Origin of the sequence: Escherichia sp. WS1118 (assembly GCF_046487695.1) — a bacterium.
GTDB lineage: Bacteria > Pseudomonadota > Gammaproteobacteria > Enterobacterales > Enterobacteriaceae > Escherichia > Escherichia coli.
Window position 1 is genome coordinate 262,790 of record NZ_JBJQIZ010000007.1, and the last position, 14,648, is coordinate 277,437.

Annotated in this window: 18 protein-coding genes; 13 read left to right on the forward strand and 5 right to left on the reverse strand. The window is 47.3% G+C overall.

All coding sequences use genetic code 11. The features are described from left to right. Window positions 1–23 precede the first annotated feature (23 nt). Entirely contained in the window at window positions 24–1,064 is a 1,041-nt protein-coding gene (gene gatD, locus ACJHYO_RS14400) for a galactitol-1-phosphate 5-dehydrogenase (protein WP_000844230.1), read from the forward strand. A 105-nt stretch (window positions 1,065–1,169) separates the two neighbouring features. After that, entirely contained in the window at window positions 1,170–1,943 is a 774-nt protein-coding gene (locus tag ACJHYO_RS14405) for a DeoR/GlpR family DNA-binding transcription regulator (RefSeq protein ID WP_001367074.1), read from the forward strand. Window positions 1,944–2,024: 81 nt separating this feature from the next. Here the strand turns inward: ACJHYO_RS14405 and yegS are convergent, their stop codons facing one another. After that, on the reverse strand, window positions 2,025–2,924 hold the full coding sequence (yegS, locus tag ACJHYO_RS14410) for a lipid kinase YegS (RefSeq protein WP_016233358.1): 900 nt from the start codon (window positions 2,922–2,924) through the stop codon (window positions 2,025–2,027). Window positions 2,925–3,339: 415 nt separating this feature from the next. Between yegS and yegR the strand changes: the two genes are divergently transcribed. Continuing rightward, window positions 3,340–3,657, forward strand: a complete 318-nt coding sequence (gene yegR / locus ACJHYO_RS14415; RefSeq protein WP_001441996.1) for a protein YegR — start codon at window positions 3,340–3,342, stop codon at window positions 3,655–3,657. 263 nt (window positions 3,658–3,920) lie between these two features. Here yegR and ACJHYO_RS14420 read toward each other — a convergent pair whose 3' ends face one another. Together ACJHYO_RS14420 and ACJHYO_RS14425 are read right to left on the reverse strand one after the other, a co-directional pair. Beyond that, the gene (locus tag ACJHYO_RS14420) at window positions 3,921–4,934 is read right to left on the reverse strand and encodes a site-specific integrase (protein ID WP_000985261.1); all 1,014 of its coding nucleotides are present in this window, start codon (window positions 4,932–4,934) and stop codon (window positions 3,921–3,923) included. Window positions 4,935–5,049: 115 nt separating this feature from the next. Then, window positions 5,050–5,349: a helix-turn-helix domain-containing protein gene (locus ACJHYO_RS14425; protein WP_000020919.1), complete on the reverse strand. Its 300-nt coding sequence runs from the start codon at window positions 5,347–5,349 to the stop codon at window positions 5,050–5,052. Between the two features lie 121 nt (window positions 5,350–5,470). On the opposite strand from ACJHYO_RS14425, the gene ACJHYO_RS14430 reads away from it, so the two are divergent. From ACJHYO_RS14430 to ACJHYO_RS14475, 10 genes are all read left to right on the forward strand, one after another. Continuing rightward, window positions 5,471–5,746: a regulatory phage cox family protein gene (locus ACJHYO_RS14430; RefSeq protein ID WP_001081582.1), complete on the forward strand. Its 276-nt coding sequence runs from the start codon at window positions 5,471–5,473 to the stop codon at window positions 5,744–5,746. Between the two features lie 10 nt (window positions 5,747–5,756). Then, window positions 5,757–5,927 carry a hypothetical protein gene (locus tag ACJHYO_RS14435; protein ID WP_001752359.1) on the forward strand — a complete coding sequence of 57 codons (171 nt, stop codon included), beginning with the start codon at window positions 5,757–5,759 and terminating at the stop codon, window positions 5,925–5,927. Next, window positions 5,924–6,424, forward strand: a complete 501-nt coding sequence (locus ACJHYO_RS14440; RefSeq protein WP_000217671.1) for a hypothetical protein — start codon at window positions 5,924–5,926, stop codon at window positions 6,422–6,424. The genes ACJHYO_RS14435 and ACJHYO_RS14440 overlap by 4 nt, the downstream gene beginning before the upstream one ends. A 63-nt stretch (window positions 6,425–6,487) precedes the next feature. After that, entirely contained in the window at window positions 6,488–6,712 is a 225-nt protein-coding gene (locus tag ACJHYO_RS14445; RefSeq protein ID WP_000557703.1) for a DUF2732 family protein, read from the forward strand. Next, on the forward strand, window positions 6,712–7,014 hold the full coding sequence (locus ACJHYO_RS14450; protein ID WP_021540633.1) for a DUF5405 family protein: 303 nt from the start codon (window positions 6,712–6,714) through the stop codon (window positions 7,012–7,014). Before ACJHYO_RS14445 ends, ACJHYO_RS14450 begins: the two co-directional genes overlap by 1 nt. Then, window positions 7,014–7,238, forward strand: a complete 225-nt coding sequence (locus ACJHYO_RS14455) for a TraR/DksA C4-type zinc finger protein (protein ID WP_001113264.1) — start codon at window positions 7,014–7,016, stop codon at window positions 7,236–7,238. Before ACJHYO_RS14450 ends, ACJHYO_RS14455 begins: the two co-directional genes overlap by 1 nt. Continuing rightward, window positions 7,235–7,510 (forward strand): DUF5405 family protein, encoded by a 276-nt coding sequence (locus tag ACJHYO_RS14460; RefSeq protein WP_001565038.1) that lies wholly within the window; start codon window positions 7,235–7,237, stop codon window positions 7,508–7,510. Before ACJHYO_RS14455 ends, ACJHYO_RS14460 begins: the two co-directional genes overlap by 4 nt. After that, window positions 7,500–9,776 (forward strand): replication endonuclease, encoded by a 2,277-nt coding sequence (locus tag ACJHYO_RS14465; protein ID WP_171865120.1) that lies wholly within the window; start codon window positions 7,500–7,502, stop codon window positions 9,774–9,776. The genes ACJHYO_RS14460 and ACJHYO_RS14465 overlap by 11 nt, the downstream gene beginning before the upstream one ends. A 167-nt stretch (window positions 9,777–9,943) precedes the next feature. Continuing rightward, window positions 9,944–10,561: a hypothetical protein gene (locus ACJHYO_RS14470; RefSeq protein WP_176600426.1), complete on the forward strand. Its 618-nt coding sequence runs from the start codon at window positions 9,944–9,946 to the stop codon at window positions 10,559–10,561. Window positions 10,562–10,573: 12 nt separating this feature from the next. After that, window positions 10,574–11,605: a HAMP domain-containing histidine kinase gene (locus tag ACJHYO_RS14475; RefSeq protein WP_113415494.1), complete on the forward strand. Its 1,032-nt coding sequence runs from the start codon at window positions 10,574–10,576 to the stop codon at window positions 11,603–11,605. Window positions 11,606–12,008: 403 nt separating this feature from the next. Here ACJHYO_RS14475 and ACJHYO_RS14480 read toward each other — a convergent pair whose 3' ends face one another. Both ACJHYO_RS14480 and ACJHYO_RS14485 read right to left on the reverse strand, forming a co-directional pair. Continuing rightward, window positions 12,009–13,043 (reverse strand): phage portal protein, encoded by a 1,035-nt coding sequence (locus ACJHYO_RS14480; protein ID WP_001607696.1) that lies wholly within the window; start codon window positions 13,041–13,043, stop codon window positions 12,009–12,011. After that, window positions 13,043–14,648: terminase ATPase subunit family protein (locus ACJHYO_RS14485; RefSeq protein ID WP_410232495.1), on the reverse strand; the 1,606-nt coding region annotated here is incomplete at its 5' end. The genes ACJHYO_RS14480 and ACJHYO_RS14485, both read right to left, overlap by 1 nt.

Consider the following 14,648-nt stretch of genomic DNA (forward strand, 5'->3'; position numbering starts at 1 on the left):
CCCCTTAACAATCAGGAGTTTTTATGAAATCAGTGGTGAATGATACTGATGGTATCGTGCGCGTAGCAGAAAGCGTCATTCCTGAAATTAAACATCAGGATGAGGTGCGGGTAAAAATTGCCAGCTCGGGCTTATGTGGTTCCGATTTACCCAGGATATTTAAAAATGGTGCACATTATTATCCAATAACGTTAGGCCATGAATTTAGTGGCTATATTGATGCGGTGGGATCCGGTGTTGATGATTTACACCCCGGCGATGCGGTTGCCTGTGTGCCGTTATTACCCTGTTTTACTTGTCCAGAGTGTCTGAAAGGGTTTTATTCCCAGTGCGCAAAATATGATTTTATTGGCTCACGGCGTGATGGTGGATTTGCCGAATATATTGTCGTTAAGCGAAACAATGTCTTTGCACTACCTGCGGATATGCCTATTGAGGATGGCGCTTTTATTGAACCGATTACCGTTGGCCTGCATGCGTTCCATTTAGCGCAAGGATGTGAGAATAAAAACGTTATTATTATTGGTGCCGGAACCATTGGCCTGCTGGCAATTCAGTGCGCTGTCGCGCTGGGAGCAAAGAGTGTGACGGCTATCGACATTAGCTCAGAAAAACTGGCACTGGCAAAATCTTTCGGTGCGATGCAAACATTTAACAGCCGTGAAATGAGCGCGCCGCAAATACAGGGCGTTTTACGCGATCTGCGCTTTAATCAGCTTATCCTCGAGACGGCTGGCGTCCCGCAAACCGTCGAACTGGCGGTAGAGATTGCCGGTCCTCATGCCCAACTGGCGCTGGTGGGCACGTTGCATCAGGATCTGCATTTAACATCTGCAACGTTTGGCAAAATATTGCGTAAAGAGCTGACGGTTATCGGCAGTTGGATGAACTACTCCAGCCCTTGGCCGGGGCAGGAGTGGGAAACGGCGAGCCGGTTGCTGACAGAACGTAAGTTAAGCCTGGAGCCATTAATCGCTCACCGTGGAAGCTTTGAAAGCTTCGCCCAGGCGGTGCGTGACATCGCTCGTAATGCCATGCCGGGCAAAGTGTTGCTCATTCCCTGAAACCGCGGGCCAGCGTGATGCAGGCCCGGTATTGTGCAAAACAGATCATTCACCAATGGTCCCCCTTCGTTTACACTAGCCACAATTGAATATGGGTAAATGACGATGAATTCATTCGAGCGAAGGAATAAGATCATCCAATTAGTGAATGAACAGGGAACCGTGCTTGTTCAGGATCTGGCGGGAGTATTTGCTGCCTCGGAAGCGACAATCCGTGCCGATTTGCGCTTTCTCGAACAAAAAGGCGTGGTTACGCGCTTTCATGGCGGTGCGGCGAAAATAATGTCCGGTAATAGCGAAACCGAGACCCAGGAAGTCGGGTTTAAAGAGCGATTTCAGCTCGCCAGCGCGCCGAAAAACAGAATAGCGCAGGCGGCAGTCAAAATGATCCACGAAGGGATGACCGTTATTCTCGACAGCGGAAGTACCACAATGCTTATCGCCGAAGGATTAATGACCGCCAAAAATATCACGGTGATTACCAACAGTCTCCCGGCGGCGTTTGCCCTTTCCGAAAATAAAGACATTACTCTGGTCGTCTGCGGTGGCACGGTCCGCCATAAAACGCGATCTATGCATGGATCTATTGCTGAACGTTCCCTGCAGGATATTAATGCCGATTTAATGTTTGTCGGTGCTGATGGTATTGATGCGGTTAATGGTATTACGACCTTTAATGAAGGTTATTCCGTTAGCGGTGCGATGGTGACAGCGGCGAATAAAGTGATTGCCGTTCTCGATTCATCGAAATTTAATCGTCGCGGTTTTAATCAGGTACTGCCAATCGAAAAAATTGACATTATTATTACCGATGATGCTGTGTCTGAGGTGGATAAACTGGCATTGCAGAAGACACGGGTAAAATTAATTACGGTGTAGTATTGTTCTGTATGCCGGATAAGGTGTTTACACCGCATCCGGCATTACGGATTATCCCTGGTTCAACAGAGAATAGTTTGATTAACGCAACAATGGACAATCTGGTGGTAATCGACAACGCAACGCCGCCGGAAGTATTTCAATATGGAAGTTTTGCCCACTCAACGGTTCGCCATCAAGATTAAAAGTGATTTCGTGTGGGGCTTGTATATCAAACCACGACGAAGCTTCTTCGATAATATTCGGGTTATCTTCGTCAGATTTTAAGGTTGATACGAGAGTCGGAATAATTTCATCGCCGGTAAAAATGCGCAGTTGCAGCAAGCCATCGTTAATTAATGCGTTCGGGCACAATTGTTGACCGCCACCGGCCTGACGCCCGTTACCAATACCAATGACCAGGGCGTCACCTTGCCAGTGAAAGTTTTCACCGCGGATTTCACAACGGTCCGGTTGCAGAGTGTCCATGCGCATTAAGCCATGAATGATGTAAGAGACGCCACCCAGCGCGGCTTTTAATTTTTCCGGCGTTTCTGTGGTAATACGCGTCCCAAACCCGCCTGTCGCCATATTAATAAAACAGGTTTGTTTGTTGACCTGCGCCATATCTATCGCAATGGCGTTACCGGCAATTGCCAGTTTCAGCGCCTTATCCAGTGCCTCAGGAATCCCTACACTGGTGGCAAAATCATTGGCAGTTCCTAATGGTAAAATTCCCAGCGCGGGTATGTCATCCCCCTCACATTGAATCAATGCCGTAGAAACTTCATTAATGGTGCCATCGCCACCACCGGCAATCACTGTTGCGACACCTAACTTCCGGGCCTCCTCTACAAATCGTGCAGCATCGCCTTTCTCCCAGGTGATCCGCACATGGATCGTCATTCCTTCCTCACGCAACAGCATAATTGCTTCGCGCAAGGGTAGATTGTCAGTACTTTTGCCATTAAGAATCAGTAAGCTGGCGGGAAATTCTGCCATGATCGTATGTGCCTTTATGATTGGTCTGTAGATAGTGTAGAGCAGAAAAGAAAAGGTGGAGTCAGAACAGGATGAAAGTCGGAGGATAAAAAGTCAGTTCAGGTATGGGGATTCAGTGCTTACCACCAGGAGCTTACAATGGGGACAGCGAATATTAACGGTAGCCACTGATAAATTTTTAAAAAAGAGAATATACCTAATATTCAACTAAACAGTGGCATCTTCAATATACTATTCAAAATATATTAAAGTCCCCCATGGGGTTACCCGGAAGGGCCACCATGTCTGTAATTCCTACTTATGTAGGAAATGTTGTACAGAACATTTATTATAATCCTATTCTATTATAATAATCATGCCATTATTATATTTAAACACTAGAGAATGTCGTTGGTAATTAATGGGGGAAGGTAAGGTGAAAAAGATAGCTGCTATATCATTAATTAGTGTTTTTCTTATGTCTGGTTGTGCTGTGCATAATGATGAGACAAGTATCGGTAAATTTGGCCTTGCATATAAAAGTAATATTCAGCGTAAACTGGATAACCAATACTACACCGAAGCCGAAGCTTCTTTAGCCAGGGGTAGAATATCTGGTGCAGAAAATATAGTAAAAAATGATGCAACTCATTTCTGTGTTACTCAGGGCAAAAAAATGCAGATAGTTGACCTGAAGACAGAAGGTGCAGGATTACATGGCGTCGCTCGTCTGACATTCAAATGTGGAGAGTGAGAATATTTTTTAGTAAGCATCAAACATGCGCGTTCTGGCTGTGCGTAACCGGAACCTGTGCGAGCACGATGCCAATAAGTGAAAGGCATCGTGCTATGAAGGGAGATTCTTTCGATGTGGTCAATGGAAGACGGTTACCAGGATACGGCTTATACATAAAAAATAAGCCCGTGTAAGGGATATTTAGGGTGTCACCAGTAGGGGCTTTCAACGGTACAATGCGGGTTTGAGCGGCATAAATTACCACTGAAAGCCCTTAAACGTTACTCTACTGTGGACACTGTGTGGACACTCTCGGCCTCAGTACCACCTCTTAGCGGATTAAGAGAAATGGCGTCCTGAAGGTACTCTGGCGCAAAATGAGCGTAAACCATAGTTTGCTCAATCCGCGTGTGACCTAGTATCCGTTGTAGCGTGATAATACTTCCTCCATTAATCATGAAATGAGTGGCAAAGCTGTGCCTTAGTGCATGTGTGGCTTGCCCCGTTGGCAAATCCGGTTTTATTGCTTTCATTGTTCGTCTGAAGCGAGGGTAATCAGCATCAGGGAATAAAAAACCTCGTTTGTTATCCGCGATCATTTTGGCAACAGCCTCTGAGATCGGGACGGTGCGTGGTTTGTTTGTTTTCGTTTTAACAAACGTGACGCGGTTATGGATGATATTTTCTGCTTTCAAACGAGCTGCTTCTCCCCAACGTGCTCCTGTACTCAGGCAAAGAATCGCAATCTTTTTATTGTCGCCGTCAAGTGCTGCAAGCAGTAAGGCAATTTCTTCCTGTGTGAGATAGCCTGTTTCTGGTTTTTCCTCCTTAAGCCTCTTTGTCCCTCTGATAGGGTGCTCACCAAAGAATAACTCCGCTTCAATCAGGGCTGTAAACATGCCGCTAATACATGTTAAATCACGATTGATACTCGAAGGTTTAATACCCTGACTTCTTCGGGTGGCGCAGTACTGGCTGATAAGGGATTTCGTGATTTGAAATGCGCATGGGTCATTCGTTATTTTTGTGAAGATTTCAATTTTTCCAAGATTAGATTTCCCATGCTCTTCGTGTTTACCCTTTAAATCCCACCAGATCTGTGTCAGTTCCGACAGACGTCGTTTGTCTGTTGGTTTTGATAGCCATTCTTTATTGTGGTGGTTGTACAACGTGTATTTTTCGAAAGCGACAGCTTCGCTTTTCTTATCAAACTTCCTACGGATGCGTTTTCCATTACGTCCAGTAGGGCGGATGTCCACTTCATATCGACCATCATCGAGTTTTTTGATTGCCATCAGAAAACCCTCCGAGTGGTACTTTTTTTTGCTACTACTAATCGCTTTTTTCGTGGTGGCTGAAATTTAGCCACCAATAGTAGGCACTTGTGATGAATATATTCACGATAAATTGTTAACCAGTCTTTTGACCGGAGTGGGGCGACGTTGTTTCGTTTTGCCCAAAGTGTGCGAGAGCGGGCGCAATTTGCCCGGCTTCTGGAGCTACCTGATCAGTCATGAACCACAAAGTATATTTAGTAAATCTAGGATGTTGTAAGACCTTCATTATGGCTTCAACTCCAGCGTTTTTTGACCGGCTCTCATAGCTCGAAAGTGAGCTGTAGGCTACACCAGTTAATTCACTGAATTCTTTACGGTTTAACCTTTCAGATTCACGGATTAGCTTCAACTTCTCCGAAACGTCTATTGACATAATTACTCCGATTGCGTAATTTCTTGCTGATAGTGTGAAATGTTGTGCTTCTGGAGTTATCCTTTTAGGCAATAATTAGCCATTAGGAGCCATTAGAAGCACTAAGGGAGAATCGTAGCAGATGAATAGACAGCTTGTAAGCGTGACTGATGCCGTGCCTTATCAGGAGTTTGCAAAACTCATTGGTAAAACTCCAAGAGCTGTAAGGGGCATGATTGAGAAAGGGAAATTACCAGTTATTGAGATTACTGACCCTCAGTCAGTATCGGGGCGTGCTGGTGAATATTGGGTATACCTTCCGGCATGGAATAACGGACTAAAACTGGCTTATGAAAGCCGTCCTAAAGAGATTCGTGACGGCTGGTTGATGTGGTTAGGTCTCGGTGAACCACGTTAAGGAGAACCGTATGAATGAGCCTCGTTGTATTGCTCAGTTATTGCGTAACGAAAGCCCCAGGGCGATTGACTTCACCATCACCCACGGTAAGGGGCGTAAGGGAATCATTATCCGCACCAAAAAACAGAGTCCGGTAAAAAAGGCTCTGACCTTTCTGAAAAGCCGGAGGGTCTGGAAATGACAGTGATGACGCTCAATCTCGTTGAAAAACAGCCAGCAGCTATGCGCCGGATAATTGGTAAGCATCTTGCCGTTCCTCGCTGGCAGGATACATGTGATTATTATAATCAGATGATGGAGCGCGAACGGTTAACGGTTTGCTTCCATGCTCAGTTAAAACAGCGTCACGCAACGATGCGTTTTGAAGAAATGAACGACGTCGAACGTGAACGACTGGTATGTGCAATTGATGAATTGCGTGGGGCATTCTCAAAACGCCGTCAGGTTGGCGCAAGTGAGTATGCATATATTAGTTTTTTAACAGTCAGTCAGCGTCGCACTTTATTTATGCACGCACGACTGACAGAAAAAGAATTTAACCAGCCATACTGGCGAATTAATGAAGAATCATGTTACTGGCGTGATGCTTTATTCCGTGCATTACGTGAATTATTCAGTCTGTTTGAGTATGCACCGACAATTCTGACGTCGGTAAAACCAGAGCAATATCTGCATTAAGTAATTAACCAGAGTTTTTAACGCACTTAATCGTGCGGGGCTTCTTTTTGCCTGGAGAAAGTCATGCATACAGTTTCTGAAAATCAGTGCGGTAAATACGCATTACTGCTGCAACAGGCCAGAACCGAAGCACAGGCCGACGCTGCGACGCGCTTTTCTTCTCATCTTGACGCCATGATTCGCCACATCACAAAGGCGGAGTTATCCCGCGTGGAGATAGTCGAGCTGCTCAGTCAGGAGTCGGAAAAATTTCACAACATCGGATTGTCTCGCGGGGAGGTGCTTTGATGTCCTGTTCTCGTTCAGTTGTTTTACTGAACAATGCCTTAAAAATCGTCGTTATGAAAAATGGCGATTTGTCTCTTATTCAACTTGGTCTTGATAAAGAAAAACGCGAAATAACTGAATCTGTTATCGCGATTTATCAGAGTGAATTAAACCTCCTGTCTGATGTGGTCAATTTACTTGTTAAACGCGCTGTATTTCACAAGCAAATTTCCTCCGTGGATGAACTGACAAAATTAACGACAGAAATCGCCAGCTATTGCGCTGATGAATTTAAGAAACTGAACGACAAAAGGAGCTGGTAATGCCGGACAATGTGGATTTTATTCAGGAACAACAGGCTGAATTACTGGAGCGCCAGATTAACGCAGCAAGGGTAAAACATTGTGGTGCTTCTGCGCTGGTTTGCGAAGAGTGTGATGCGCCAATACCTGCTGCCCGTCGTGCGGCTTATCCGTCAGCCACGCGTTGTGTTTCCTGTCAGTCAGTCTTTGAAGCAAAAAACAAACATTACCGGAGAACGGCATGAGTATTCGTATTGAAATTGGCGAACGTTATGTCGTTACCAGTGACAGCTTTCAGTTTATTCTCCACGAGAAAAAGAGAGCGGAAAGCGGTAAAAACGCCGGTCAGGAATGGCTGGCGGTGGTTGGTTATTACCCGAAATTAAGCCAGCTCGTTTCCGGCCTGATGCATCACGATATTCTGACCGGAAGCGCAAAATCTTTTGCCGATTTAAACGTGCAGGTTGAGCAACTCAGCAGGCGTTGTTCAGAGGCTTTTGGCTCATATGGCCGTTAAAGCCTCCGGGCGTTTTGTCCCTCCGTCAGCATTTGCCGCAGGCACCGGTAAGACGTTTACCGGTGCTTATGCATGGAACGCGCCACGCGAGGCTGTCGGGCGCGAAAGACCTCTTACACGTGACGAGATGCGTCAGGTGCAAGGTGTTTTATCCACGATTAACCGCCTGCCTTATTTTTTGCGCTCGCTGTTTACTTCACGCTATGACTACATCCGGCGCAATAAAAGCCCGGTGCACGGGTTTTATTTCCTCACATCCACTTTTCAGCGTCGTTTATGGCCGCGCATTGAGCGTGTGAATCAGCGCCATGAAATGAACACCGACGCGTCGTTGCTGTTTCTGGCAGAGCGTGACCATTATGCGCGTTTGCCTGGAATGAATGACAAGGAGCTGAAAAAGTTTGCCGCCCGTATCTCATCACAGCTTTTCATGATGTATGAGGAACTCTGCGATGCCTGGGTGGATGCGCATGGCGAGAAAGAATCGCTGTTTACGGATGAGGCGCAGGCTCACCTGTATGGTCATGTTGCTGGCGCTGCACGAGCTTTCAATATTTCCCCTCTCTACTGGAAAAAATACCGTAAAGGGCAGATGACCACGAGGCAGGCATATTCTGCCATTGCCCGTCTGTTTAACGATGAGTGGTGGACTCATCAGCTTAAAGGCCAGCGTATGCGCTGGCATGAGGCGTTACTGATTGCTGTCGGGGAGGTCAATAAAGACCGTTCTCCTTATGCCAGTAAACATGCCATTCGTGATGTGCGTGCACGCCGCCAGGCAAATCTGGAATTTCTTAAATCGTGTGACCTTGAAAATAAGGAAACCGGCGAGCGCATCGACCTTATCAGTAAGGTGATGGGCAGTATTTCTAATCCTGAAATTCGCCGGATGGAGCTGATGAACACCATTGCCGGTATTGAGCGTTACGCCGCTGCAGAGGGTGATGTGGGGATGTTTATCACGCTGACCGCACCGTCAAAGTATCACCCGACACGTCAGGTCGGAAAAGGCGAAAGTAAAACCGTTCAGCTTAATCACGGCTGGAACGATAAGGCATTTAATCCAAAGGATGCGCAGCGTTATCTCTGCCGTATCTGGAGCCTGATGCGCACGGCATTCAAGGATAATGATTTACAGGCCTACGGTTTGCGTGTCGTCGAGCCACACCACGACGGAACGCCGCACTGGCATATGATGCTTTTTTGTAATCCACGCCAGCGTAACCAGATTATCGAAATCATGCGTCGCTATGCGCTCAAAGAGGATGGCGACGAAAGAGGAGCCGCGCGAAACCGTTTTCAGGCAAAACATCTTAACCGGGGCGGTGCTGCGGGGTATATCGCGAAATACATCTCAAAAAATATCGACGGCTATGCACTGGATGGGCAGCTCGATAACGATACCGGCAGACCGCTGAAAGATACTGCCGCGGCTGTTACTGCATGGGCGTCAACGTGGCGCATCCCGCAATTTAAAACGGTTGGTCTGCCGACAATGGGGGCTTACCGTGAACTACGCAAATTGCCTCGCGGCGTCAGCATTGCTGATGAGTTTGACGAACGCGTCGAGGCTGCACGCGCTGCCGCAGACAGTGGCGATTTTGCGTTGTATATCAGTGCGCAGGGTGGGGCAAATGTTCCGCGCGATTGCCAGACTGTCAGAGTCGCCCGTAGCCCGTCGGATGAAGTTAACGAGTACGAGGAAGAAGTCGAGAGAGTGGTCGGCATTTACGCGCCGCATCTCGGCGCGCGTCATATTCATATCACCAGAACGACGGACTGGCGCATTGTGCCGAAAGTTCCGGTCGTGGAGCCTTTGACTTTAAAAAGCGGCATCGCCGCGCCTCGGAGTCCTGTCAATAACTGTGGAAAGCTCACCGGTGGTGATCCTTCGTTACTGGCTCCCACACCTTCTGAGCACGCCGCAGCAGTGCTAAATCTGGTTGATGACGGTGTTATCGAATGGAATGACCCGGAGGTCGTGAGGACGCTCAGGGGCGCATTAAAACACGGGCTGAGAACGCCAAGTCGTCAGCAAAGAAACGGAAGCCCGTTAAAACCACATGAAATAGCACCGTCGGCCAGACTGACCCGGTCGGAACGATTGCAAATTACTCGTATCCGCGTTGACCTTGCTCAGAACGGTATCAGGCCGCAGCGATGGGAGCTTGAGGCGCTGGCGCGCGGGGCCACGATTTCATATGGTAATTATAAAGCTGTGTACTCATCTGAAAATGAGTTTCGTGGATTCACTACATTTTATTAATTGGGGCTTAACTACTATCGTTTGAGGTTTTTTAGTAACTGATGAACGAAATTGTCTACTTCTACAGCATATAGCCTACCAACCACATCGGGTGTCGATTTTTTAAGCTATTGATCGAATTAAGAATTTTGTTTATAGTAGAATTTTCTTATTTTATTGAGGTTATCATGGATTTCGACCCGTCTTCTCATCCTTTAATCAACTGGGCTTTTGGTGGTGTTGGTGTAACTATTGTTGGGTGGCTTGGGAGTGTCGTGTGGAAAAAGTTCTTTTCAGGCCAAACACAGGCTGTTGTTCAGGACTCCAAACCGATTACAAATGAACAAAATGTCAATTTGAACATCTATAATGGTAACTTAGACTCTTCTAAGAAGGATGATGCCATGGTGGATGATAAAAAAGATCTGGATTATAAAAAAAACACTACAAAAATACTTTTTATTGATGATGAAGTGAGATTTAAAGTAGTTAAGATTTTACAAAAGGCCGGTTGGGTGCATACGAAGCTAATTAAGGATGCAGATAGTATTGATCAAGTCGAAATAAGGGAAGCTAAGATAATCTTTGTTGATATACAAGGGGTTGGGCTTGAAATTACACCTAACGAAGAAGGGTTGGGCTTGGCTCTCGCTTTGAAAACAAAATATCCAGAAAAGAAAATCATTATCTACTCCGCAGAGCAAACAGGTGATAGATTCCATAAAGCTCTTCGAGAGGTAGACGATTTTTTACCAAAGGATGCAGATCCTTATCAGTTCCAGACAATTGTAGAAAGTTTTGCTTGATGGTGCTTTAAAATGTCTTTTTATTATAAGTTGGAAACGACAGATGGTTGTTTGTTAGTCAATAATATTGAGAGGGAGCTTTTAGAGCACTTCAACTCTCTGAAGGCAGAGTCAGTTAAGTTCTCATATAATAAAGTTGCCTATAGAGCTGTAAGAGTATCCAATCAATTTGGAGTTGTAACATTAATATCAGCAAATGATGCAATGCTTAAGAGTTCGAAAGTTGCACGAGCTAAAGCTGAGATGTTGCTTGACGGTATTCCTTCCGTGCAAGAAGCTCACCGTAAGGCTAAGGAAGAGGCAAAGCAACATGTTAATCGATTGATTCATAACTTGGTTACTCTCAATGGTCATATTATCCAAGAGGTTTACTCTATTATCCCTCAAGAAGTTATGCAGGATAAGCGAGCGGGTTGGAAAAATAGAATAAAAGAACAGGTGGCTGAAGACCCATATGATGCAGGATTGTCATTAGTTAATATTGCAAAAAATACACTCAAGATGAAGGCTGAGATAGATGTTTATAATGCTTTATTGAGTGAGCATCCAAAAATAGCATTGAGAAATCATAGTATTCATCGAGTTTTAATGAATATAGTGTATGTCTTTTTCCCTGAGTTTACGGATAAGGGAATTCGTGTTGAAGTGGCTGAATCTAATGATACGGTATATATTGATTATGAGACTTTTCAGGTTGCTGTGTATCATTTAATTGAAAACTCTGTTAAATATATTAAGCCTGATTCGAGGTTGGTGATTTGTTTCGATAAAAACACAGAGACAAAAAAATTATCTATTTCATTTAAGATGGTTAGCCTTGTAATTAATCCTGATGAGATCGATAAGATCTTTATTGAGGGGTACTCTGGTGTTATGGCTAAAAAGAGTAATCGTGCGGGAAGCGGAATAGGAATGTACAGGGCTAAAACTTTGTTGAAACATAATAATGCATCTTTAAAAGTTAAGCCAAATTATGAAACGGCACATGAAGTTATGTTAGGACGTAAGTATCAAGAGAATGAATTTGTAATTGAGTTCTTGTGATATTTTGTTATTTGATAGGCTGAATCCTCATTGCTTTTTTTAGAGGCTTCTTTTGTAACATGTGCAAGTTTTATATTGTCTAGACAAAGTATTACATGTAGAACCTGCATGAATTTGCATGAGGATATAAGTGTTGCTAAGTAGTCCTTATGTAAAGGCTAGCATGCATTTCTATTTGTCATGCAACCGCATTAAAATCGCCCCACGAAGCGGGCGGGCGAGGCGGGGAAAGCACTGCGCGCTGGCGGTGGTGCTGATTTTATTTTTTAGCGTCTCAGCGCGTCGTGATGGCGTTTAGATTGTGCGCCGGGGCGTTGGTGTGTCTGCGGGGTGTTTTGTGCGGTGGTGAGCGTGTGAGGGCGTGATGACGGGGTGTAAAAAAGCCGCCCGCAGGCGGCGATGTTCAGCCGTTGTCAGTGTCCAGTGAGTAGTTTTTAAAGCGGATGACCTCCTGACCGAGCCAGCCGTTTATCTCACGGATCCTGTCCTGTAACGGGATAAGCTCATTGCGGACAAAGACCTTTGCCACTTTCTCAATATCACCCAGCGACCCGACGTTCTCCGGCTTGCCGCCCATCAACTGAAAGGGGATGCGGTGCGCGTCCAGCAGGTCTGCGGCACTGGCTTTTTTGATATTAAAAAAATCGTCCTTCGTCGCCACTTCACTGAGCGGGATAATTTTAATGCCGTCGGCTTTTCCCTGTGGGGCATAGAGAAACAGGTTTTTAAAGTTGTTGCGGCCTTTCGACTTCACCATGTTTTCGCGAAGCATTTCGATATCGTTGCGATCCTGCACGGCATCAGTGACGTACATGATGTATCCGGCATGTGCGCCGTTTTCGTAATACTTGCGGCGGAACAGCGTGGCCGACTCATTCAGCCAGGCAGAGTTAAGGGCGCTGAGATATTCCGGCAGGCCGTACAGCTCCTGATTAATATCCGGCTCCAGCAGGTGAAACACGGAGCCGGGCGTGAAAGGTGTCGGCTCGTTGAAGGACGGCACCCACCAGTAAACATCCTCCTCCACCCCACGGCGGGTATATTTTGCCGGTGAGGTTTCCAGTCTGATGACCTTACCGGTAGTGCTGTAACGCTTTTCCAGAAACGCATTACCGAACACCAGAAAATCCAGCACAAAGCGGCTGAAATCCTGCTGGGAAAGCCACGGGTGCGGGATAAACGTTGAGGCCAGAATATTACGTTTGACGTAAATCGGTGAGCTGTGATGCACGGCAGCACGCAGGCTTTTTGCCAGACCGGTAAAGCTGACCGGTGGCTCATACCATCTGCCGTTACTGATGCACTCGACGTAATCCAGAATATCACGGCGGTCGAGTACCGGCACCGGCTCACCAAAGGTGAATGCCGCCATTTTCGGGGCGCTGGCGGTCATTTTTTTTGCCGCAGGTTGCGGTGTTTTCCCTTTTTTCTTGCTCATCAGTAAAACTCCAGAATGGTGGATGTCAGCGGGGTGCTGATACCGGCGGTGAGTGGCTCATTTAACAGGGCGTGCATGGTCGCCCAGGCGAGGTCGGCGTGGCTGGCTTCCTCGCTGCGGCTAGCTTCATAGGTGGCACTGCGTCCGCTGCTGGTCATGGTCTTGCGGATAGCCATAAACGAGCTGGTGATGTCGGTGGCGCTGACGTCGTATTCCAGACAGCCACGGCGGATGACGTCTTTTGCCTTGAGCACCATTGCGGTTTTCATTTCCGGCGTGTAGCGGATGTCGCGCGCGGCGGGATAGAACGAGCGCACGAGCTGGAACACGCCGACACCGAGGCCGGTGGCATCAATACCGATGTATTCGACGTTGTATTTTTCGGTGAGTTTGCGGATGGATTCAGCCTGGGTGGCAAAGTCCATGCCTTTCCACTGGTGACGCTCAAGTATTCTGAATTTGCCACCGGCCACCACCGGCGGTGCCAGCACCACGCATCCGGCACTGTCGCCACGGTGTGACGGGTCGTAACCAATCCAGACCGGGCGGGAGCCGAACGGATTCGCGGCAAACGGCGCATAGTCTTCCCATTCTTCCAGCGTGTCGACCATGCAGCGTTGCAGCTCCTCGAACGGGAATACCGACGCCTTGTCGTCAACAAATTCACACATGAACAGGTTTTTAAAATCGTCGGCGCTGTTTTCGCGTTTAAGCTGCTCAATGTCGAACAGCGTGCAGCCACCTTTCAGGGCGTCCTCAATGGTGACAATCTGCCGCCACTGGCCGTCCGCACAGAGAAGCCCACCGGCAAGGGCGTTATGACTGACGTCGATTTCCACGCGTTCGGCGGCGCTGGCGCGTCCCCGGTTGAACAGTTCACCCGACCAGAACGGATAGGCGTCGTGCGCCAGCGTGGACGGGGTGGAGAAATAGGTCGAGCGCAGGTGACTCTGTGAGGCCATACCTGATGCCACCTTACGCAGTACCTGAAAATTCGGGATCCAGAAAATCTCATCGACGTACAGGTCGCCGTTATGGCTCTGCGCGGTGTTGGAGTTGGTGCCGAGAAAAATCAGTTTTGCGCCGTTATTGCCCAGGACAATCGGGTCACCGGTCAGGTCAACGTCAACCAGCCGGGCAAAGGCGATGATGTATTCGCGGAACACATACGCCTGCGTTTTACTGGCCGACAGAAAAATCTGGTTATGACCGGTTTTCAGGGCGCGCAGCAGCGCCTCGCGGGAAAAATAAAACGTCGCGCCAATCTGGCGGGATTTCAGGATATCGCGGATGCGGTGCTCAAGCCCGGCGCGATACCAGTGCAACTGATAGTCGAAAGACTGCTCAAAGAAAATCTGCTCCAGCTTTTCGATGGCCTCGTCACTGAAAAAATTCTTTTTCGGTTTGCGACGCCCGCCTTTGTTGCGGTTAGCGACGTTCGGATTAAGGTCTGCCTCGTTGCCGGTCTGACTGTAGCGGTTGACCCGCGCCAGCCGTTCAATCTGGCGTCCCAGCAGGTCAATTTCCTTGAAGTCACCGCCGGTTTTCTGCGGTTTGATGATGAGCTGGGTCAGCCGCGCTTCCAGACTCATTTCGACACGGCTG